At 77.6% G+C, this 17,985-nt stretch carries 20 protein-coding genes; 9 read left to right on the top strand and 11 right to left on the bottom strand.

What is annotated here, in order from left to right; translation table 11 throughout:
- Positions 1-29: 29 nt before the first annotated feature.
- Both ACI79L_RS00305 and ACI79L_RS00300 read right to left on the bottom strand, forming a co-directional pair.
- On the bottom strand, positions 30-1,817 hold the full coding sequence (locus ACI79L_RS00305; protein ID WP_456934849.1) for a glycosyltransferase family 2 protein: 1,788 nt from the start codon (positions 1,815-1,817) through the stop codon (positions 30-32).
- On the bottom strand, positions 1,814-3,067 hold the full coding sequence (locus ACI79L_RS00300) for a glycosyltransferase (protein ID WP_456934848.1): 1,254 nt from the start codon (positions 3,065-3,067) through the stop codon (positions 1,814-1,816). Before ACI79L_RS00300 ends, ACI79L_RS00305 begins: the two co-directional genes overlap by 4 nt.
- A gap of 88 nt (positions 3,068-3,155) precedes the next feature.
- Here ACI79L_RS00300 and ACI79L_RS00295 point away from each other — a divergent pair, with 88 nt between their 5' ends.
- Positions 3,156-4,259 carry a glycosyltransferase family 9 protein gene (locus ACI79L_RS00295; RefSeq protein WP_456934847.1) on the top strand — a complete coding sequence of 368 codons (1,104 nt, stop codon included), beginning with the start codon at positions 3,156-3,158 and terminating at the stop codon, positions 4,257-4,259.
- The gene (locus ACI79L_RS00290) at positions 4,256-5,308 is read left to right on the top strand and encodes a glycosyltransferase (RefSeq protein ID WP_456934846.1); all 1,053 of its coding nucleotides are present in this window, start codon (positions 4,256-4,258) and stop codon (positions 5,306-5,308) included. Before ACI79L_RS00295 ends, ACI79L_RS00290 begins: the two co-directional genes overlap by 4 nt.
- A gap of 69 nt (positions 5,309-5,377) precedes the next feature.
- On the opposite strand, the gene ACI79L_RS00285 is transcribed toward ACI79L_RS00290, so the two are convergent.
- The 4 genes from ACI79L_RS00285 to ACI79L_RS00270 form a co-directional block, all read right to left on the bottom strand.
- Positions 5,378-5,788 carry a rhodanese-like domain-containing protein gene (locus ACI79L_RS00285; protein ID WP_456934845.1) on the bottom strand — a complete coding sequence of 137 codons (411 nt, stop codon included), beginning with the start codon at positions 5,786-5,788 and terminating at the stop codon, positions 5,378-5,380.
- Entirely contained in the window at positions 5,785-6,333 is a 549-nt protein-coding gene (locus tag ACI79L_RS00280; protein WP_456934844.1) for a cysteine dioxygenase, read from the bottom strand. The genes ACI79L_RS00285 and ACI79L_RS00280 overlap by 4 nt, the downstream gene beginning before the upstream one ends.
- Positions 6,334-6,405: 72 nt before the next feature.
- The gene (locus tag ACI79L_RS00275) at positions 6,406-6,495 is read right to left on the bottom strand and encodes a putative leader peptide (protein WP_456934843.1); all 90 of its coding nucleotides are present in this window, start codon (positions 6,493-6,495) and stop codon (positions 6,406-6,408) included.
- A 78-nt stretch (positions 6,496-6,573) separates the two neighbouring features.
- Entirely contained in the window at positions 6,574-7,485 is a 912-nt protein-coding gene (locus tag ACI79L_RS00270; RefSeq protein WP_456934842.1) for a hypothetical protein, read from the bottom strand.
- A gap of 77 nt (positions 7,486-7,562) precedes the next feature.
- Between ACI79L_RS00270 and ACI79L_RS00265 the strand changes: the two genes are divergently transcribed.
- Positions 7,563-8,531, top strand: a complete 969-nt coding sequence (locus ACI79L_RS00265) for a sulfotransferase family protein (RefSeq protein WP_456934841.1) — start codon at positions 7,563-7,565, stop codon at positions 8,529-8,531.
- A 1-nt stretch (position 8,532) separates the two neighbouring features.
- Here ACI79L_RS00265 and ACI79L_RS00260 read toward each other — a convergent pair whose 3' ends face one another.
- Entirely contained in the window at positions 8,533-9,102 is a 570-nt protein-coding gene (locus tag ACI79L_RS00260) for a dihydrofolate reductase family protein (RefSeq protein ID WP_456934840.1), read from the bottom strand.
- A gap of 143 nt (positions 9,103-9,245) precedes the next feature.
- Between ACI79L_RS00260 and ACI79L_RS00255 the strand changes: the two genes are divergently transcribed.
- The 6 genes from ACI79L_RS00255 (at position 9,246) to ACI79L_RS00230 (ending at position 15,010) form a co-directional block, all read left to right on the top strand.
- Positions 9,246-10,421 carry a DUF222 domain-containing protein gene (locus tag ACI79L_RS00255; protein ID WP_456934839.1) on the top strand — a complete coding sequence of 392 codons (1,176 nt, stop codon included), beginning with the start codon at positions 9,246-9,248 and terminating at the stop codon, positions 10,419-10,421.
- 58 nt (positions 10,422-10,479) lie between these two features.
- Complete coding sequence (locus tag ACI79L_RS00250) at positions 10,480-10,977, top strand: Chromate resistance protein ChrB (RefSeq protein ID WP_456934838.1); 498 nt, start codon at positions 10,480-10,482, stop codon at positions 10,975-10,977.
- Positions 10,974-11,405 carry a chromate resistance protein ChrB domain-containing protein gene (locus ACI79L_RS00245; RefSeq protein ID WP_456934837.1) on the top strand — a complete coding sequence of 144 codons (432 nt, stop codon included), beginning with the start codon at positions 10,974-10,976 and terminating at the stop codon, positions 11,403-11,405. Before ACI79L_RS00250 ends, ACI79L_RS00245 begins: the two co-directional genes overlap by 4 nt.
- A 16-nt stretch (positions 11,406-11,421) precedes the next feature.
- A complete protein-coding gene (gene chrA / locus ACI79L_RS00240) occupies positions 11,422-12,816 on the top strand; it encodes a chromate efflux transporter (protein WP_456934836.1) in 1,395 nt (464 codons plus the stop codon).
- Between the two features lie 79 nt (positions 12,817-12,895).
- A complete protein-coding gene (locus tag ACI79L_RS00235; protein ID WP_456934835.1) occupies positions 12,896-14,317 on the top strand; it encodes an NADP-dependent succinic semialdehyde dehydrogenase in 1,422 nt (473 codons plus the stop codon).
- Positions 14,318-14,419: 102 nt separating this feature from the next.
- Positions 14,420-15,010, top strand: coding sequence for a hypothetical protein (locus ACI79L_RS00230; RefSeq protein WP_456934834.1), 591 nt, complete (start codon positions 14,420-14,422; stop codon positions 15,008-15,010).
- A gap of 19 nt (positions 15,011-15,029) precedes the next feature.
- Here the strand turns inward: ACI79L_RS00230 and ACI79L_RS00225 are convergent, their stop codons facing one another.
- The 4 genes from ACI79L_RS00225 to ACI79L_RS00210 form a co-directional block, all read right to left on the bottom strand.
- Positions 15,030-15,395 carry a hypothetical protein gene (locus tag ACI79L_RS00225; RefSeq protein ID WP_456934833.1) on the bottom strand — a complete coding sequence of 122 codons (366 nt, stop codon included), beginning with the start codon at positions 15,393-15,395 and terminating at the stop codon, positions 15,030-15,032.
- A gap of 66 nt (positions 15,396-15,461) precedes the next feature.
- A complete protein-coding gene (locus tag ACI79L_RS00220; protein WP_456934832.1) occupies positions 15,462-16,391 on the bottom strand; it encodes a hypothetical protein in 930 nt (309 codons plus the stop codon).
- The gene (locus ACI79L_RS00215) at positions 16,388-17,167 is read right to left on the bottom strand and encodes an MEDS domain-containing protein (protein WP_456934831.1); all 780 of its coding nucleotides are present in this window, start codon (positions 17,165-17,167) and stop codon (positions 16,388-16,390) included. The genes ACI79L_RS00220 and ACI79L_RS00215 overlap by 4 nt, the downstream gene beginning before the upstream one ends.
- Positions 17,164-17,919 carry an ANTAR domain-containing protein gene (locus tag ACI79L_RS00210; RefSeq protein ID WP_456934830.1) on the bottom strand — a complete coding sequence of 252 codons (756 nt, stop codon included), beginning with the start codon at positions 17,917-17,919 and terminating at the stop codon, positions 17,164-17,166. Before ACI79L_RS00210 ends, ACI79L_RS00215 begins: the two co-directional genes overlap by 4 nt.
- Positions 17,920-17,985 lie beyond the last annotated feature (66 nt).

Below are 17,985 nucleotides of genomic sequence, written 5' to 3'. Positions count from 1 at the left end.
GCCGACGGTAGGAGCGGGGTCCGACGGTTCTACCGGGCGATGGAGCGGAACAGGTCCACCAGGCGGTCGGCGTGCGCGTCGAAGACGTGCCGCTCCCGCGCGGCCACGGCGGCGGCGTGCCCCGCGCGCGTCCCGAGCTCGGCGTGCAGGGCCGCGGCGACGTCGTCGGCGGAGCGGTAGAACAGCCCCGTCCCGTCGGCGCGCAGCACCCGCTCCACCGAGACCAGCGAGCCGGGGTTGGCCCGCTGCAGCAGCGGCAGCCCCGCGGCCAGGTACACCGGCAGCCGGGCGGGGGAGTTGAGGTCGTCCCAGCCGGCCCGCCGCAGGTCGCCGCCGTTGGCCGAGTCGAAGCGGTGCAGCCAGCCGGCGTCGTGGCGGGACAGCTCGCGCACCCAGTCCTCCGGCCCGACGGCGGGGTGCACGTGCACGAACCCCGGCGCGCGGGCCAGCGCCTCGTCCAGCCAGCCGGTCCACGAGCCCTTCGCCCCCGGCGCGCGGACCTGCCCGTACAGGTGGGTGTGCACGCCGCGGTCGGCCAGCGCCAGCACCCAGTCCAGGTCCAGTCCCGAGGGCCGGCCGGCGAGGACGGCGTGCGGCTGCCCGTCGGCGTCGGAGAGCCGGGGGGAGAACGGCGCGTCGAGCCAGTCGCGCTTGGGCAGATCGCCGTCGAGGACGCCGAGCCGCGCGGGGTCGACCCGGCCGGACAGCGCGAGGGCGAACCAGTCGCGCTCCTCCTCGGTGGCGAACAGGCAGGCGTCGGCGCCGCAGACGAGGTCGGCGAGCAGCGGCCACTCGCCGCGCACGACGCTGCGCTGCGGCGCCTCCTTGAAGTGCCACACGAACGGCAGGTCCGGGAACGCCTGCCGCACGGCGTGCGCGAACGGCACCGCCCGCCAGTTGAGCTGCGCCCACACGACGTCGGGGGCGAGCGCGCGGACCCCGTCCCGCCAGCGGTCGCGGTCGAGGTCGGGGACGTGCCCGAACGGCAGCGGCCCGACGGTGGAGTCGCCGAGGCCGTCGGTGGTCCACAGGCCGGTGAGGGAGTGCCCGCGCTCGGCCAGCGCGAGCACCCGCTCGGGGTTGAACGCGAGCTCGCCGACCACCAGGACGCGCAGCCCGTCCGGCGACGGCGGGTGTGCCCGCTCCCGGAACCGCGCGTACCGGACGACCTCGTCGGTCTCCCCGCCGTCGGTGGAGGCGAAGCGCAGCGGCCCGGCCACCCGGTAGCGGCTGCGGAACACGTTGAGGCCGCCGTCGGACGACTCGCGGATCGCCCGCGACCGCTGGCCCGGGTGCCGCGTCCACGCGCAGGTGACCCGGCCGGTGCCGGTCGTCGTCCCGTATGCGGTCACCCGCGACCACATCAGCCGGTCGAGGTCGTCGGTCTCCAGCTCCCCGCGCTCGGTCCAGCGGTCGCCGGTGCGCCGGTGGGCCACCTGCACCAGCTGCGCGTAGGGGGGATCGGCCGGCTCGTCGAGGTCGGCGCGGGCCAGCGCCACGCCGTCGTCGGCCAGGGCGTCGAGCAGCGTGGCGAGGTGCGCGGGGAACCAGACGTCGTCGGCGGGCAGGTAGGCGACGACCGGGGCGGTGGTCTCGTCCAGCGCCCGGTTGAGCGCCGCGCCCAGGCCGCGGTTGTCGTCGGTGCGCACCAGCCGCAGCCGGGGGTCGGCGGGGACGGCGACCGGCTCGCGGGACCCGTCGTCGACGACCACCGCCTCCCACGCCGTCTCCTCCTGGGCGAGCAGCGACTCCAGCGCCCGGGGCAGGAACGCCGCCTGGTCGTGCACCGGGACCAGGACGGCGACCCGCGGGGTCACGCGGCGGGCTCGAGGCCGGAGTCGACGCCCAGCACCCGGTCGTAGACGGCGGCCACCCGCGCCGACAGCGCCGGCCACCCGTACGCGGCCGAGCGGGCGCGGGCGCCGGCGGCCAGCCGGGCGCGCAGCAGGTCGTCGCCGGCCACCCGGTCCAGTGCGGCGGCCAGCGCGCCGACGTCGCCGGGCGGCACGAGCAGCCCGGTGCGCCCGTCCTGCACCACCTCGGGGATCCCGCCGACGTCGCTGGCGACGACGGGCAGGCCCGCGGCCATCGCCTCGGTGAGCACCGAGCCCATCTCCTCGTAGGCCGAGGGCAGCACGAGGACGTCGAGGGAGGCCAGCACCGCGGGCACGCGGGCGTGCTCGACGAAGCCGGCCAGCGTGATCCGGCCGGCCGCGGGGCTCTCGGCGGCCAGCCGGTGCACCAGCGCCCGGTCGGGCCCGTCGCCGACGACGACCAGCGACGCCTCCTCCCGCATCCGCCCGAACGCGCGCACCAGCGTGGCCGGGTCCTTCTGCGGCGCGAGCCGGCCGACGTAGCCGATCCGCGGCCGCGCCACCCCGGGGAACACGTCGGGGGTGCCGCCGGAGAACAGCGCCGGGTCGAAGCCGGAGGGGATGGTGGACAGCCGGTCGGCCGGCACGCCGTCCGCGCGCAGGGCCGCCGCGGTCCGCCCGGTGAGGACGACGACGGCGTCGGCGCGGCGGAACGTGCTGCGCTCGACCCAGCCGCCGAGGGCCCGCAGCAGCCGCACCTTCGGGCTCCGGCCGGTCAGCGTGTGCCCGACGCTGCAGTGCACGGTGACCACCAGCGGGGCGCGGTGCACCCGCGCGGCCAGCCGGGCCAGCGGCAGCGTGGCGAGGTCCTCGCCCTGGTGGGCGTGCACGACGTCGACCGGCACCCGGCGGCCGGCGCGCAGCGCCGCCGGCAGCCCGCACAGCGCCCACAGCTGCCGCAGCCGCGGCACCGGCAGCCCGGTGCGGGACACCCGGGCGCCGCGGCCCAGCGACGTCGTCCCGCGCGGGCCGGCCAGCCGGGCGGTCACCACGGTCTGCGCGACGCCGGCGGCGTCGAGACAGCGGGTGAGCGTGGCCGTGTGGTTCTGCATGCCGCCGATCGGGTCGAACCGCGCCGCGCGGGCGTCCAGCTCCCCGGGCAGCGCCCCCGGCGCCGTGGCCGGCCGGGCCGCCGGCGGTTCGAACACGCTGCACAGGCGCAGCACGTGCAGGGCGGCAGCGGGGCGGGACACGCAGGGGACCTCCGGCGTCGGCGGGAACCAGGGGGGCAGGCGAGCGTGTAGTGCACCACGAAGCGGCGACACGCGTCGGTTGGGCGTCATGGAGTTGTGTTACGCAGCCGGTGCGGCGGGGCAGTGGGCGCTGGTGACCGCGCCCCTCGCCGACCCCGCCGTCCGACGCCTGGCCCTGGTCCGGCTGCGGGTGGGCCTGGGCGACCTGCTGTGCACCGTGCCCGCGCTGCGCCGGCTGCGCGCCGCCCGGCCCGACGTCGAGGTCACGCTGGTGACCTTCGGCCGCATGGCGCCGGTGGTCGAGCGCCTCGGCGTCCCCGTGGCGCTGCTGCCGTTCCCCGGCGCGGACGGCGTACCCGACGGCCCGGTCGACCGCGCCGGGTGGGCGGCGTTCACCGCCGCGGCGCGGGACCGCGGGTTCGACCTGGCGCTGCAGGCCTACGGCGACCGGCCGGCCGCCAACCGGGTGACCGCCGCCCTGGGCGCCCGGCTCACCGGCGGCTTCGCGCCCACCGGTTGGGAGCCGCCGCCGGGCACCGAGGCGCTGCACCTGCGCTACCCGCTGCACCTGCACGAGGCCGCGCGGCACGTGGCGCTGCTCGAGCACCTGGGCCTGCCGCCCGGCGGCGACGCCCGCATGGGCTTCCCGCTCACCGCCGACGACGAGGCCGAGCACGCCGCCACGCTCGCCGCCGCGGGGCTGGAGCCCGGCCGCTACGCCGTCCTGCACCCCGGGGCGTCGGCGCCCACCCGGCGCTGGCCGGTCGAGCGGTACGCCGCCGTCGGCGACGCGCTGGCCACCGAGGGGCTCGACGTCGTCGTCACCGGGGTGGCCGGCGAGCGGGAGATCTCCGCCCGGGTGGTCGCGGCGATGCGCGCCCCCGCGGTCGACCTCACCGGCGCCACCGGCCTCGGCGGGCTGGCCGCGCTGCTGCGCGACAGCGCGGTGCTGGTCGGCAACGACACCGGCTCCGCGCACCTGGCCGCGGCCGTCGGCGCCCGCAGCGTCACCGTCTTCCTGCCCGGCGACCCGGTCCGGTGGGCGCACCCCGGCCCGCGGCACCGCGCGCTGACCCCGGCGGTGGCGTGCGCGCCGTGCCCGCACCTGGCCTGCCCGATCGAGTTCCGCTGCGCGTCGACCGTCTCGCCGTCCGCGGTGGCCGGTGCCGCGCTCGAACTGGCCGCCTCGTGAGGGTCTCGTTCGTCGCGGACTCGAGTGGCTGGGGCGGGGCGGAGGTGTGGCTGACGCACCACCTGCGCCGCGCGGCCGACAACGGCTGGACGGCGTCGCTGGTGTGCGCCGAGCCGGTGGCGGACGGCTTCGCGCACCTCGACGTCGAGCGCACCGTCGTCCCGCTGACCCGGCACACCGCCGCGGCGCCGCGCACCCGGGCGGCGCTGGCCGCGCAGCGCCCCGACGTCGTGGTGGTCAACCTCGTCGACCCCGCCTCCAACGCCGCCGCGGTGGCCGCCGCGCAGCAGGTGGCGCCCACCGTCGGCGTGCTGCACCTGGTCGGCGACACCCGCGGCGGGGAGGAGCACGGCGTGCTGTCCGCGCTCTACCGGGGGATGGGCGCGGTGGTCAGCCCCTCGGAGGAGGGCCGCCTGCAGGTGGTGGCCGACCTCGGCGTCGACCCGGCGCGGGCGCTCGTCGTGCCCAACGGCGTCGACGTGCCGCCCGACCCCGCCGGGCCGGCCGGCAACGCGGTGCCGCGGATCGGCGCGTTCGGCCGGCTGACCGCGCAGAAGGGCTTCGACGTCCTGCTCGCCGCGCTGCGCCGGCTCGACGTGCCGTTCGAGGCGGTGGTCGGCGGCGCCGGCCGCGACGGCGACGCCCTGCGCGCCGCGGCCGACGGCCTGCCCGTCGCTTTCCCGGGCTGGGTGGACGACCACCGCGCCTTCCTCGGCGGCCTGGACCTGTTCGTGGTGTCCTCCCGGGTGGAGGCGGGACCGCTGGTGCTGCTGGAGGCGATGGCCGAGGGGCTGCCGTGCGTGAGCACCGACGTCGGCCGGGTGCGGCGCGCGCTGCGGGAGGACGTCGTCGTCGTGCCGGTCGACGACGCCGGCGCGCTCGCCGCGGCGCTGCGCGGCCTGCTCACCGACCCGGCGCGGCGGGCCGCCCTCGGCGCGCGGGCCCGGGCGCGGGCGGAGCGGGACCTCGGCGCGGACCTCATGGCGGAGCGGACCTTCCGCGTGCTCACCGGCGTGGCGGACGGTGAGCCCGGCATCGCCGTCCTGTGACCAGGGCCTGACGGCGGTGGTCCGGGGACGGCGGCGGCCTCCGTCGCGCGCCGCCGTCCCCGCACCGGTCTAGGAGGCGCTCGCGCCGGTGGTGGGCAGCCCGGCGGCCACCCACGCGCGGTGCCCGCCGATCACGTCGCTGGCCCGCGCCAGGCCGAGCGAGCGCAGCGCGTCCGCGGCCAGGCTGGAGGTGTAGCCCTCCTGGCACAGCACGACCACGTCGACGTCGTAGCCGGTGGCCTGCGGCACCCGCGCGTCGCTCTCCGGGTCGAACCGCCACTCCAGGTGGTTGCGCTCGACGACGAGCGCGCCGGGCACCTCGCCGTCGGCCTCGCGCTGCGACTGCGGGCGGATGTCGACGAGCACCGCGCCGTCGGCGACCCGCCGCGCGGCCTCCTCCGGCGTCGCCCGCGTGATCCGCGAGCGCGCCTCCTCCAACAGCTGGTCGACGCTCTTCGCGCCGGGCGGACGGCCGGTCACCAGTCGACGCCTGCCTGCTCTGTGCCGGTGCGCAGCAGGGTGCCGTGCTCGAGGCGGTAGCTGGTCATCAGGGACAGGCGCGGGGTGTACGCGTGCACGCTCACGGCGGGCACTGTCCCGCGGTTGGTCACCCGGTGCACGTGGTGGGGGCCGAACGGCCGCACCCGGCCGGCCCACAGCTCGGTGGCCGCCTCGCGCACGGCGCCGGGGCGCCCGCCGACGACGTCCTCGGTGAGCACCCCGCCGACGACGGCGAACGCGCCTGCCGAGCCCCCGTGGTCGTGCAGCGGGGTGCCCTGGCCGGGCAGCCAGGTCAGCAGCCACACCTGGGCGTCGGCGAGGTCGGCGCGCAGGGAGGGGTCGACCAGGCCGGCGGCGTCCTCGGTCGGGAGCAGGCCGGTCCAGCGGCTGCCCTCGCGGTACTCGACGCGGGGCAGCCACTCGTCGGCGACGGCGAGCAGCGCGGCGGCCAGGGCGGCGGCGGAGGTGGTGCGCGCGGGGGCGGTGCGCGCGGCGAGGTCGGCAGGGGGCAGCAGGGGGGTCACGGGTTCTCCTGAGCAGGGCACGCCGGGATCCGGTCGGGGCGGCGCGGAGGGTGGCGAGGGGCGGTCGGGCGCTCAGGCGGCCGGACACAGCGCGCTGGCCACCCGCAGCAGGTCCACGGCGGACCGGCGGGTGAGCGTCAGGGCGGGTGCCACGTCGACCATCCGACCCCGCCCGGCAAACCCTGTCAAGTCCATCGGTCTGGTAGGGATTACCGCGTGTCGAGCACGCGGACGGGCCGGTCAGGCGGGGAGGACGACGGTGCGCAGCTCGTGGGCGCCGTCGGCGCGGGTGGCCTCGTAGAACCAGCGCGCCCCGCCGCCGGGCAGCGCGACGACGTCGGCGTAGCGCAGCCCGTGCGGCGCGTGCGGGCTCTGCAGGTACGGCCCGCCCGCGGCGGCGCGGAAGCCCAGCTCGCCGTCGTGCTCGGCCAGGCCCGTCCGCTCCTCCCAGTTCTCCTCCGCGGTGGCCCGGCCGTCGTAGAGCGCCCAGGTGCGCGAGCCGTCGAGCACCACCGCGGTGAACCGCACGCCCCGGGCGTCCCAGCTCCCCTCGGTGCCGGCGAGGGCGGTGCCGCGCCAGGTCCAGGTGACGCCGTCGGGGCTGGTGGCGTGCTCGGTGGTCATGCGGTCGGTGGCGCCGGGGTCGTCGAGCGGGTGCACCGAGGCCCACAGGTGCCACCGGTCGCCGTCCCAGCGGACCACCGGGTCCTTGGGCGCCGTGGCGGCGTCGCCGGGCAGCACCGTGCGCGGCTGCGCGGTGGCCAGCCCCTCGACGGTGTCCGCCTCGAGCAGGTCGACCCGCCAGTGCTTCGAGCCCGGCGTCGCGCAGCTGACGTAGAGCCGCCAGCGGCCGTCGGGGGTGTGCACCAGCGCCGGGCGCTCCAGCGACTCGGCGCCGAAGCGCTCCTTGCCGATCGCGACCACCGGCTGGAAGCGCACGCCGTCGTCGGAGCGGGCCACCACGTTGCCGAAGCCGCGGCCCTCACCGACCGGGCGGCGCAGCCGGTAGGCCAGCCACCACGTGCCGTCGACGAGCTGGGCCGACGGGCCGCCGGCCCACGAGCCCGGGCGCGGGTCCTCGGGCTCGACGACGACCTCGGCGTCGGACCAGAAGCGGTCGGGCGCCGGCGGGCGGGGCGCGGACGCGGTCACGCGGCGGCTCCGTTCGGGGGAGGGGGCGGGCCTCCCCGTGTGTACACCGCGGGCCGCCGCGGGCAGGGAGGGGACCGATGAGCACCGACGCCGACCGGCTGCCCCAGTTCGTGCTGGCCGGGGCGCCCAAGGCCGGGACGACGGCGCTGCACGCCGCGCTGGCCACCCACCCGGGGCTCTACCTGTCCCCGGTCAAGGAGCCGAAGTACTACCTGACCGACGGCGGCCCGCCCGCGCGCAGCGGCCAGCGCGGTCCGGGCGACGCGCACAGCGCCCGTGAGTGGGTCTGGCGCCGCGCGGACTACCTGCGCCTGTTCGACGGCGCCCCGCCCGGGACGGTCCGCGGCGAGAGCACGCCGTTCTACCTGTACGACCGCGCCGCGCACCGCCGGCTGGCCGCCGACGTCCCCGGGGTCCGCGTCGTCGCGATCGTGCGGGACCCGGTGGACCGCGCCTGGTCGAACTGGGTGCACCTGCGCGCCGACGGGCTGGAGCCCGAGGCCGACTTCGCCACCGCCGTCGAGCGCGAGGAGTCCCGGGTCGCCGCCGGCTGGGCGCCGTTCTGGCACTACCGCGGGCTCGGCCGCTACGGCGAGCAGCTGCGCGACCTGTACTCCGTCCTGCCCCGGGAGCAGGTGCTCCTGCTGCGGTACCGGCAGCTGGTCGACTCCCCGCGCGAGACGCTGGACCGGGTCAGCGCCTTCCTCGGCGTCGAGGAGGGGGTGGCGCACACGGTGGCGCCGGAGAACGTGAAGCCCTTCGTCGCCGACACCACCCGCTACCGGGCGCTGGCGCGGGTCGCCCGCGCCGGCGCGGCGCTCGGCGCGTACGCCCCGCCGCGGGTGTGGCGGCAGGCGTCCCGGCCGCTGCTGGCCGCGCTGCACGCGCAGCGGGCGCCGCGGCCGCCGATGCCGGTGGAGGTGCGGCGCGAGGTCCTGGCGCCGCTGCTGCCCGACGTCGCGCTGCTCGAGGAGCTCACCGGCGAGTCCTTCGACGACTGGCGCAGCGACACCGGCCGCGGCGACTTCCGCTCCCGCCGCCCCTGAGTCAGCGGCGCACCCGGTAGGTCAGGTGCGTGCACACGGGTGAGACCTCGACGGCGACCTGCTCCAGTCGGTGCGGGCCGGCGTCGGTGAACAACGGGGTGCCGGCGCCGAGGACCTCAGGGGCGAGGTGCAGGCGCAGTTCGTCGAGCAGGCCGTCGCGCAGGCAGGAGCCGACCAGCGCGCCGCCGCCCATGACGAAGACGTCGCGGTCGCCGGCGGCCTCCCGCGCCCGGTCCAGGGCCGCCGGCGGGCCCGCGGTCACGAAGGTGAAGTCGTGCGTGGCCGCGAGCCGGTGGTGCTCCGGCGGGCTGCTGGTGACGACGAAGAACGGCGGCCGGGCGTCGACGGCGGCGCCGTAGCCCATCCCGTCGCTCCACCCCCGGTCGACGTCGTCGAAGGTGCGCCGGCCCATGACGACGGCACCGCTCGCGGCCGCGTGCCGCTCCAGGACGCCGCGGTCGACGGGGTGGTCGCTCTGCAGCGCCCAGGCGTGGAGGGCCTCGACGCCGTCGCCGGAGCCGCTGACGAAGCCGTCGAGGGAGACGGTGATGTCGCCGATGACGAGGGTCATGCAGGGGTGACCGGTGTGCCCCGCGGGAGTCATCGCGGAGGTACCCGCTGGTCGCCGCGCAAGGGGTCAGCGAGGTCTGTGGACAGGCCTGTGACCTGGGGATTCGCACTGCGCGAGGCTGTCGGATCCACTAGACTTCGATCATGTGTTCGGGTGATTCCGGTGGCGGTGACGTCCTCGACGACGTCGCCGCGCTGGTCGCCGAACGGAACCGGATCGACGCCCGGCTGGCCCGCGCGGTGCGGTCCGCGGAGCTGTCCCAGGCGCCCGAGCGGGACGGCCTGAGGTCGATGGCCTCCTGGTTGCGCGGGCACTGCCGGCTGTCCACGGCGGAGGCGTCGCGGCTGGTGCGCAACGGGCGGGCGCTGGAGCACCTGCCGGCGCTGGTCGAGGCGCACGGGGCGGGGCTGGTGTCGGCCGAGCAGGTCGCGGTCGCGGCGAAGGCGGTGACGCCCGAACGACTGGCCGCGGCCGCGGCGGCCGGGGTGGACCTGACCGTGATCGACGCCGTGTTCACCGGTGTGGCGGTCGAGTGCGCGCACGCCGACCTGGTCCAGGTGGTGCAGCACTACTGCACCGACCTCGATCCCGACGGGCCGGAGCCCGATCCGACCGAGGGCCGGTCACTGACCCTGTCGAAGCACGCCGACGGGTCGCTGTCCTTCCGCGGCCACCTGGACGCGGTCGGCGGGGAGCGGCTGCAGACCGCCCTGGAGGCGCACGTGCAGGCCGACCGCCCGGCCGGGGACGAGCGCACCCGCGCCCAGCGGCTCGGGGATGCGCTGGTGCAGGTCGCCGACAACGCCCTCGCCGCCGGGACGCTGCCCACGCTGCGCGGGCACAGGCCGCAGATCGCCGTGGTGATCGACGTCGACGACCTGGTCGACCCCAACGGGAGCCCGAACGCCGGGGCGATGGGCTTCGGGGCGACGATCTCCGCCGCCCGGGCGCGGTGGCTGGCCTGCGACGGGGCGGTGTCCCGGGTGGTGTTCGGCCCCGACGGCGCCCCGCTGGACCTGGGCCGGGAGCAGCGGTTGATGAGCCGGCACATCCGCAAGGCGGCGGAACTGCGCGACGGCGGGTGCGTGTTCGCCGGCTGCGGCGCGCCGACGTGGTGGTGCGACGTGCACCACCTGGTCCACTGGATCGACGGCGGCGAGACCTCGCTCGACAACAGCGCCCTGTTGTGCGAACGGCACCACACCAAGGTCCACCACGGCTTCCGGGTCGAACGACAACCCGACGGCCGATGGCGCACCCGGCGACCGGACGGTACCGAGATCGCCATCCCGGCGCCGCTGCTCGCGCCGGCGGCCTGACCCGTGCGTCGTCATGGGCCCTGGACGTGGACGGTGCAACCGTGGTTGCATCAGCGTCGTGACGGCGACCGGCGAGTGGGTCCTGCTGTCCTACCGCCTGCCGCGGGAGCCCTCGGGGCCGCGGACGACCCTGTGGCGGCGGCTGCGCCGGCTCGGCGTCGCGCAGCTGGCCGACGGCGTGGTGGCGCTGCCGGCCGACGCCCGCACGCGGGAGGCGCTCGAGTGGCTCGCCGACGACGTCCTGGCCGCCGGTGGCAGCGCCGGCATCTGGACCGCGCACCCGGCAACCGCCGGGCAGGAGCGCGAGCTGGCGGCCGGCATGGCCGCCGCCCGGGCGGAGGAGTACCGCGACCTGGCGGCGCAGTGCACCGCGGCGGTCGCGGAACCGCCGGCCGGGCGCGCCCGCGCGCTGCGGCGGCTGCGGGCGGAGTGGCGGGCCGTCGGACGGCGGGACTTCTTCCCCCCGCCCGAGCGGGACGCCGCCGGCGCGGCGCTGCGCGCCCTGGCGACCGCGGCCGGCGAGCCGGTCACGGCCGGGCGGGGGGTCCGGCCGTGAGGTGGGCGACCCGCGCCGGGATCCACGTCGACCGCGCCGCCTGCGCGTGGCTCATCCGCCGGTTCGTCGACCCGGACGCCCAGTTCGTCTTCGTCGCCGACCTCGCCGACGTCCCTCCCGACGCCACCCCGTTCGACATGCGCGGTGTCGCGCTGGGCCACGTCGGCGGCGACTGCTCCTTCGAGACGATCCTGCGCGTCCACGGGCTCGACGACCCCGTGCTCGAGCGGATCGGCGAGATCGTGCACGAGGCCGACCTGGATGACGGCCGCTTCGACGCCCCCGAGGCACCCGGCCTCGACGTCCTGCTGCGCGGCCTGTCGATGACCGGAGACGACGAGCGCACCCTCGCCGTCTCCGGCCCGCTGTTCGACGGCCTCTACGAGTACACCCGCCGCCGCCTGCTGCTCGGCCGTGAGCCGGCCTGACCCGACGGAGCCCCCGATGACCGACCCGACCCCCGCCGGGCCGACGGTGGCGCCCGCCACGGCCTACCCGTCCTTCCGCGAGGCGGTGCGCGCCTGGTTCCTCGTCTCGCTGCAGACCTTCGGCGGCCCGGCCGGCCAGATCGCGGTCATGCAGCGCGAGCTGGTCGACGAGCGCCGGTGGATCGGCCAGCGCCGGTTCCTGCACGCGCTGAACTACTGCACCCTGCTGCCCGGCCCCGAGGCCCAGCAGCTGGCCACCTACGTCGGCTGGCTGCTGCACGGCACCCGCGGCGGCCTGGTCGCCGGCGGCCTGTTCGTGCTGCCCGGCGTGCTGGCCCTGCTGGCGCTCTCGGCGGTCTACGTCGCCTTCGGGGACACCACCGCGGTCACCGCCGTCTTCACCGGCCTGGCAGCCGCGGTGCTGGCGATCGTCGTCCAGGCGGTCGTCCGCGTCGGGAAGAAGGCGCTCGACAGCCGCGCCCTGGTCGTCCTGGCGGTCGTCGCGTTCCTCGCGCTCGCGCTGTTCGGCGTGCCGTTCCCGGTCGTCGTCGCCCTCGCGGGGGTCGCCGGCTGGGCCCTCGGCCGGTGGTGGCCGTCGGCGCTGCCGCGGAGGAAGGCGGCCGAGGGGCCCGACGCCGGCCCGCCGCCGGTCGTCCCCGACGACGTCCTGCACCACGAGGCGCCCAGCGCGCGGCGCACCGTCCGGGTGCTGCTGGTCGGGCTGCTCGTCTGGGGGCTGCCGGTCGCGGCGGTCGCCGTCCTGACCGGCGGCGGCAGCGTCCTCACCCAGCAGGGCCTGTTCTTCTCCGGCGCCGCGGTGGTCACCTTCGGCGGCGCCTACGCGGTCCTGGCCTACGTCGCCCAGCAGGCGGTCGAGGTCTACGGCTGGCTGACCCCGCGGGAGATGGTGCGCGGGCTGGCGCTGGCCGAGACCACGCCCGGGCCGCTGATCATGGTGGTCCAGTTCGTCGCGTTCCTCGGCGCGTACCGGGCGTCCGGGGACCTGGACCCGTGGGTGGCGGCCGTCCTCGCCTCGCTGCTGGTCACCTGGGTGACCTTCGTGCCGAGCTTCCTGTTCGTGCTGCTCGGCGCGCCCTACATGGAGCGGCTGCGCGGCAACCGGTCGCTGTCGGCGGCGCTCACCGGCATCACCGCCGCGGTCGTGGGGGTCGTCGCGAACCTGGGCGTCTACTTCGCCGTCCACACACTGTTCTCCGGGACCACCGAGGTCGACGCCGGGCCGCTGGCCCTCGAGCTGCCCGACCCCACGACGCTGCGCTGGGTGCCGCTGGCGATCGCCGCCGTGGCGGCGGTGCTGCTCTTCCGCGTCCGCTGGTCGGTGCTGCGCACCCTCGGCGTGTGCGCCGTGCTCGGCCTGGTCGCCGGGCTGGCCGGGCTCCCGGTCGGGTGAGCGTGAGCAGGCCGGGGACGGGTAGGGGCTCTGCCCGGGACGGCGTGCAGCCCCGCGCGCCGACGAGGGAGGGACCGACATGGCCATCGCCACCATCAACCCGGCCACCGGCGAGACGCTCAAGACCTACGAGCCGCTGTCGGACGAGGCCCTCGACGAGAGGATCGGCCGCGCCGCGGCCGCCTTCCGCAGCTACCGGCTGACGAGTCCCGAGGAGCGGGCGGGCTGGCTGCGCGCGGCCGCCGACGTCCTCGACGGCGACGCCGCCCAGGTCGCCGAGCTCATGGTCACCGAGATGGGCAAGACGCTGGCCGCGGCGAAGGCCGAGGTCGCCAAGTGCGCCAAGGCGCTGCGGTACTACGCCGAGAACGGCCCGGCGATGCTCGAGCCGAAGCCCGCCGACGCCGGCGCCGTCGGGGCCGAGCAGGCCTACCTGGTGCACCAGCCGATCGGCGTCGTGCTGGCGATCATGCCGTGGAACTTCCCGCTCTGGCAGGCGATGCGCTTCGCCGCCCCGGCGCTCATGGCCGGCAACGTCGGGCTGCTCAAGCACGCCAGCAACGTGCCGCAGACCGCGCTGTACATGGAGGAGCTGTTCCGCAAGGCCGGCTTCCCCGCCGACGTCTTCCAGACCCTGCTGATCGGCTCCTCCACCATCGAGCGGGTCCTGCGCGACGACCGCGTCGCCGCCGCCACGCTCACCGGCAGCGCCCCCGCCGGGCAGTCGGTGGCCTCGATCGCCGGGGACGCCCTGAAGAAGACGGTGCTCGAGCTCGGCGGCAGCGACCCGTTCATCGTCATGCCCTCGGCCGACCTCGACCGCGCCGCCGAGGTCGCGGTCACCGCGCGCTGCCAGAACAACGGGCAGAGCTGCATCGCGGCCAAGCGGTTCTTCGTGCACGCCGACGTCGCCGAGGAGTTCACCCGGCTGTTCGGCGAGAAGATGGCCGCCCTCGCCGTCGGCGACCCGATGGAGGACGGCACCCAGGTCGGCCCGCTGGCCACCGAGTCCGGCCGCGAGGACGTCGAGCGGTACGTGCAGGACGCCGTCGACAAGGGCGCGACCGTCGTCGTCGGCGGGAAGCGGCCCGACCGCCCCGGCTGGTTCTACGAGCCGACGCTGCTCACCGGCATCACGCCGGAGATGGACCTCTACGCCGAGGAGGTCTTCGGCCCGGTCGCCGCGCTGTGGACCGTCGACGGCCTCGAGGAGGCCATCGAGATCGCCAACAGCCACCCCTACGGCCTCGGCGCCAACCTGTGGAGCGAGGACGAGCAGGAGCGGGCCACCTTCATCCGCGACGTCGAGAGCGGCATGGCGTTCGTCAACGGGATGGTCACCAGCTACCCCGAGCTGCCGTTCGGCGGCGTCAAGCAGAGCGGCTACGGCCGCGAGCTCACCGAGCTCGGCATGTACGAGTTCACCAACGCCAAGACGGTGTGGATCGGCCCGCCCAGCAGCGAGCAGGCGCAGGGGGACACGGCCAGCGCGTCGGAGTGACCCCGGCGTGGCGCGGGTAGCCGCCCCGGACGTCCGCCCCCTCAGCAGCGGGGACCCGGGCGGACGGTCCAGCGGGTGCGCGGCACCCGGACGGGAGCACTCGTGAGGACGACCACCAGCCCGGACGACCGCTTCCTGACCCAGGCGGTGCACGACCTCGGCACCGCCCTGTGGTTCGGCGGCTCGGTGATGGGCATCGCCGGCGTCAACAAGTCCGGCAGCGACCTGACCGCGGGCCTCGACAAGGTCCGCGTGGCGAGCTCCGCGTGGGGCCGGTTCGCGCCGGCGCAGTGGGGCGGGATCGCGGCCACCCTCGTGACCGGGCTGCAGCTGACCCGGTCGAACACCCAGCGGCTGGCCCTGCAGGAGGGGTACGGGACGGTGGGGACGCTCAAGGCCGCGCTCACCGTCGCGGGCGCCGGCGCCACCGCCTACGCCGCCTACACCGGCAGGCAGATCGGCCGGCTGGCCGAGCAGGCGGCCGCCGGCGGCGGGCTGGAGGTGAAGGACGCGACCCTGCCCTCCGAGGGCACCCCGCCGGAGATCCGGAAGTGGCAGGCCCGGCAGCGGTTCACCCAGGCCGCCGTCCCGGCCCTGGCCGGCGCGGTGATCACCTGCAACGCCTGGCTGGTGCAGTCCTACCGGGTGGGCCCCACGGTCAAGGGCGTCCTCGGGCGGCTGCTCCCGACCTGACGCCGCGTCCGGCCCCGGCTCAGGCCGGGGCCGGGCCGCCCGGTCCCGCCGTCAGGCGCACCCAGCCGCCGTCGCCGGCCTCGACCCGCACCGCGGTGGCCGCGGACGCGGCGAGGGCGAGCCGGCCGGCGTCCCCGGGCAGCCGGCCGGCCACGCGCACCTCCAGGCCCGGCCCGTCGTCGAGCAGGCGCACCGGCCGCGGGCCGGGCGCCGCCGCGTCGGCGACCAGCACCTCCGACAGGAGCAGCAGCACCTCCTCGACGACGTCCGGCGGCCAGCCGCGCGCCGCGGCCGCCGCGCGCACCCAGGCCCGCGCCTGCCCCGGCCGGCGCGGGTCCACCACGCACGCGTCCACCGCGCCCCCGTCCACCCCGCTGTCGGTCATCGGTCCACCACCCCCGGTGACCAACGAGGGTCGCCGCGGTGAGGTGCGCGACACGCCGGGGAGCGGTCAGGCGGTGTCGGGGTCCAGCGCCCGGACCACGATGCGGCTGCCGGTCCCGTCGGGCCGCACGCCCAGCGACACCGCGGGGGAGACCTTCCCGGCGAGCCACAGCATGAGCAGCCGGCGGTCCGCGGGCACCGCGTGCGCCTCCAGCGGCGGGCAGCCGGAGCGGACGGCGACCTCGGCGGTCAGCGTGCCGCCGTGCCGGACCACCCTGACCCGGACGCCGCCCCGCGCACCGGCCGGGTCGCCGTCGAGGACGGCCGCGGTGCCGACCGCCTCGTGCAGCACGAGCACCAGCTCCTCCCGCCGCGTGCGGGCCAGCCCGGCGGCGGCCAGGCAGGCATCCCACCAGCGGCGGTTGTCCGTGCCCGCGGACGGGTCGACCAGCCGGTCGGCGACGAGGACGCCGCCGCCGCCCGGCGGGCCGGCCGGCGGCCGCAGGTCGGGGTTGGCGACGTCCCCGCCGTCCCACCACAGCACCGGGTGCGTGGCGCGGGCGACCGCGAGCCGCTCGGGCGGGCCGCCTTCGGCGGTGTCGACCAGGCAGGTGACCGCGAGCCCGTGGCCGGCGACCGCCGCGGTGGTGGCGTGCTCGGCCCGGTGCCACAGCCCGGCGTCGGGGACGAGGGGGAACGCCTGCTGGCACAGCACGGTGACCGGGCCGTCCCCGCCGGGCGGCCGCCGCCCGGTCCACTCGCCGAGCAGGGACCCCAGCGACCGCTCGGCGAGGCCGCGGTGCGGCGCGAACGCGACCCCGGCGGCGGCGGGCAGCCGCGCCACCACCTCCCGCCGGAGCTCGTCGTCGACGTGGGCGACCACGGGCCGCCCGGCCGCCAGCGCGCGGCGGCACAGGTCCGCGGCGATCGCGCCGGCCTCCGCCCGTCCCGCGTGGAACGCGCACCGGTGCACCGGTGCGGCGTCCGGCTCCGTCACCGGCCGGCGCCCTCGGAGGTCGCGTCGACCAGCTCCACCGCGCGGTCGGGGTAGCGGTCGGCCAGCAGGCGGACCAGCCGGGCGGTCAGCCGCGAGGCGCCGACGACGGTCAGCCCGGGCGGGCCGGCGGCCGCCGCGACCAGGGAGTCGGCCGCGCCGACGTCGAGGAAGCGCAGGTCGCTGAGGTCCCACGCGCCGCCCCCGGCCAGCGTCGCCTGCAGCACCGCGCGCAGCGCGTCCGCGTTGGCCGAGTCCAGCTCGCCCGCGAGGTAGAGCCGGTCGCCGCGCCGGGTCAGCCGGAAGACGCCGTCGTCGTACTCGGCGGTGGCGTCGACCTGCGCGCGGTGCAGCGCGGTGAGGTCCGCGTGCTGGCCGGGCTCGAGCAGGTCGCGGAAGTAGGGGCACAGCACGGTGAGCGGGTGCCGGGCGGTCAGCTCGGCGACGACGGCCTCGAACGCGTTGACGCCGGGGGTGGTGATCGCGCCGGTGAACCGGACGGCGGGCCACCCCTCGGACAGCGCCCCGGTGACCGCCGCGGGCAGCTCGGCCGGGTCCGGCGGCACCAGCCGGACCGCCGTCGTGGCGGCCGGCTCCCAGGTCTCGCCGACGACGCCCGCGCGGCGCAGCCGGGCCCACAGCCGCTCCTCGCGCTCGCCGAGGGCGGTGACCAGGACGCACTCGCCGCGGCGCACCCCGTCCGCGACGAAGTCGCCGACGACCTGCGCGTGCGCCTCCTCGCTGTCGAGGACGACGAAGTCGTGCGCGCCGCCGGTCACCGCGGGCCGTCCGCGGGCGCGCCGACCGGGGCCTCCCCGGTCTCGGTGACCAGCCGGGCGACGTCGCGCACCTTGCGGCCGGTGTCCTGCGAGGCGCGGACGAGGAGGCCGAAGGCGGCGTCGGGGGTGATCCGGTAGCGCTCCATGAGCACGCCCTTGGCCTGCCCGATGACGTCCCGGCTGTCCAGCGCGACGGTCAGGTGCGCGGTCCGCCGCACGGTGCGCAGCGCCAGCGCGGCGTGCCCGGCCACCGAGGCGAGCGTCGCGCGGTCGGGCCCCGGCCCGGGGCCGGCCACGTACACCGAGAGCGCCCCGACGACCTCGCTGCCGGTGTCCAGCGGCAGGCAGGTGGCGCGCTGCACGCCGGCGGCGGCGGCCCGTTCGGCGAGCGCGGGCCAGCGCAGGTCCCGGCCGAGGTCGGCGCTGCCCGCCGGCGTCCCGGCGAGCGCGGCGCACAGCGGGCCCTCGGACAGGCGGAGCTGGGCGGCGTCGAGCCCGGCGGCCGGGCCGGCGCTGCCGACCGGGGCCGCGGGGGAGCGCCCGGGCCCGAGCAGGGTGACCGCGACGCTGCACCCCTCGGGGAGGACGGCGGCCAGGTCCTCGGCGACCGCGCGCGCCGCCGGGCCGGCGTCGTCGCGGGCGTGCCAGCCGCGGACGGCGCCGAGCAGCCAGCCCGCGAGGTCGAGGCGGGCGTGCAGGGGAGTCGTGGTCGTGGTCCTCGTCGTGGTCGTGGGACTGGCCGCAGACTGCACCGCGGCACCTCCAGCCGGGCGGGCCCGGAGTCGGCGTGCACCGCCGTCCGGCATCTCGACCGGCGG

The sequence above is a fragment of the Geodermatophilus sp. SYSU D00684 genome, assembly GCF_054050455.1.
The sequence above is the reverse complement of the archived record's forward strand: the minus strand, read 5'-3'. Positions and strand labels throughout refer to the sequence as shown.

Bases quoted from the DNA above. Each gene is read 5' to 3' on its own strand.
- ACI79L_RS00235 (WP_456934835.1), top strand. From the start codon at position 12,896: ATGGCCATCGCCACCATCAACCCGGCCACCGGCGAGACGCTCAAGACC.
- ACI79L_RS00275 (WP_456934843.1), bottom strand. From the start codon at position 6,495: ATGGTCGACGTGGCACCCGCCCTGACGCTCACCCGCCGGTCCGCCGTG.
- ACI79L_RS00225 (WP_456934833.1), bottom strand. From the start codon at position 15,395: ATGACCGACAGCGGGGTGGACGGGGGCGCGGTGGACGCGTGCGTGGTG.
- ACI79L_RS00260 (WP_456934840.1), bottom strand. From the start codon at position 9,102: ATGACCCTCGTCATCGGCGACATCACCGTCTCCCTCGACGGCTTCGTC.
- chrA (WP_456934836.1), top strand. From the start codon at position 11,422: ATGACCGACCCGACCCCCGCCGGGCCGACGGTGGCGCCCGCCACGGCC.
- ACI79L_RS00255 (WP_456934839.1), top strand. From the start codon at position 9,246: ATGTGTTCGGGTGATTCCGGTGGCGGTGACGTCCTCGACGACGTCGCC.
- ACI79L_RS00265 (WP_456934841.1), top strand. From the start codon at position 7,563: ATGAGCACCGACGCCGACCGGCTGCCCCAGTTCGTGCTGGCCGGGGCG.
- ACI79L_RS00295 (WP_456934847.1), top strand. From the start codon at position 3,156: ATGGAGTTGTGTTACGCAGCCGGTGCGGCGGGGCAGTGGGCGCTGGTG.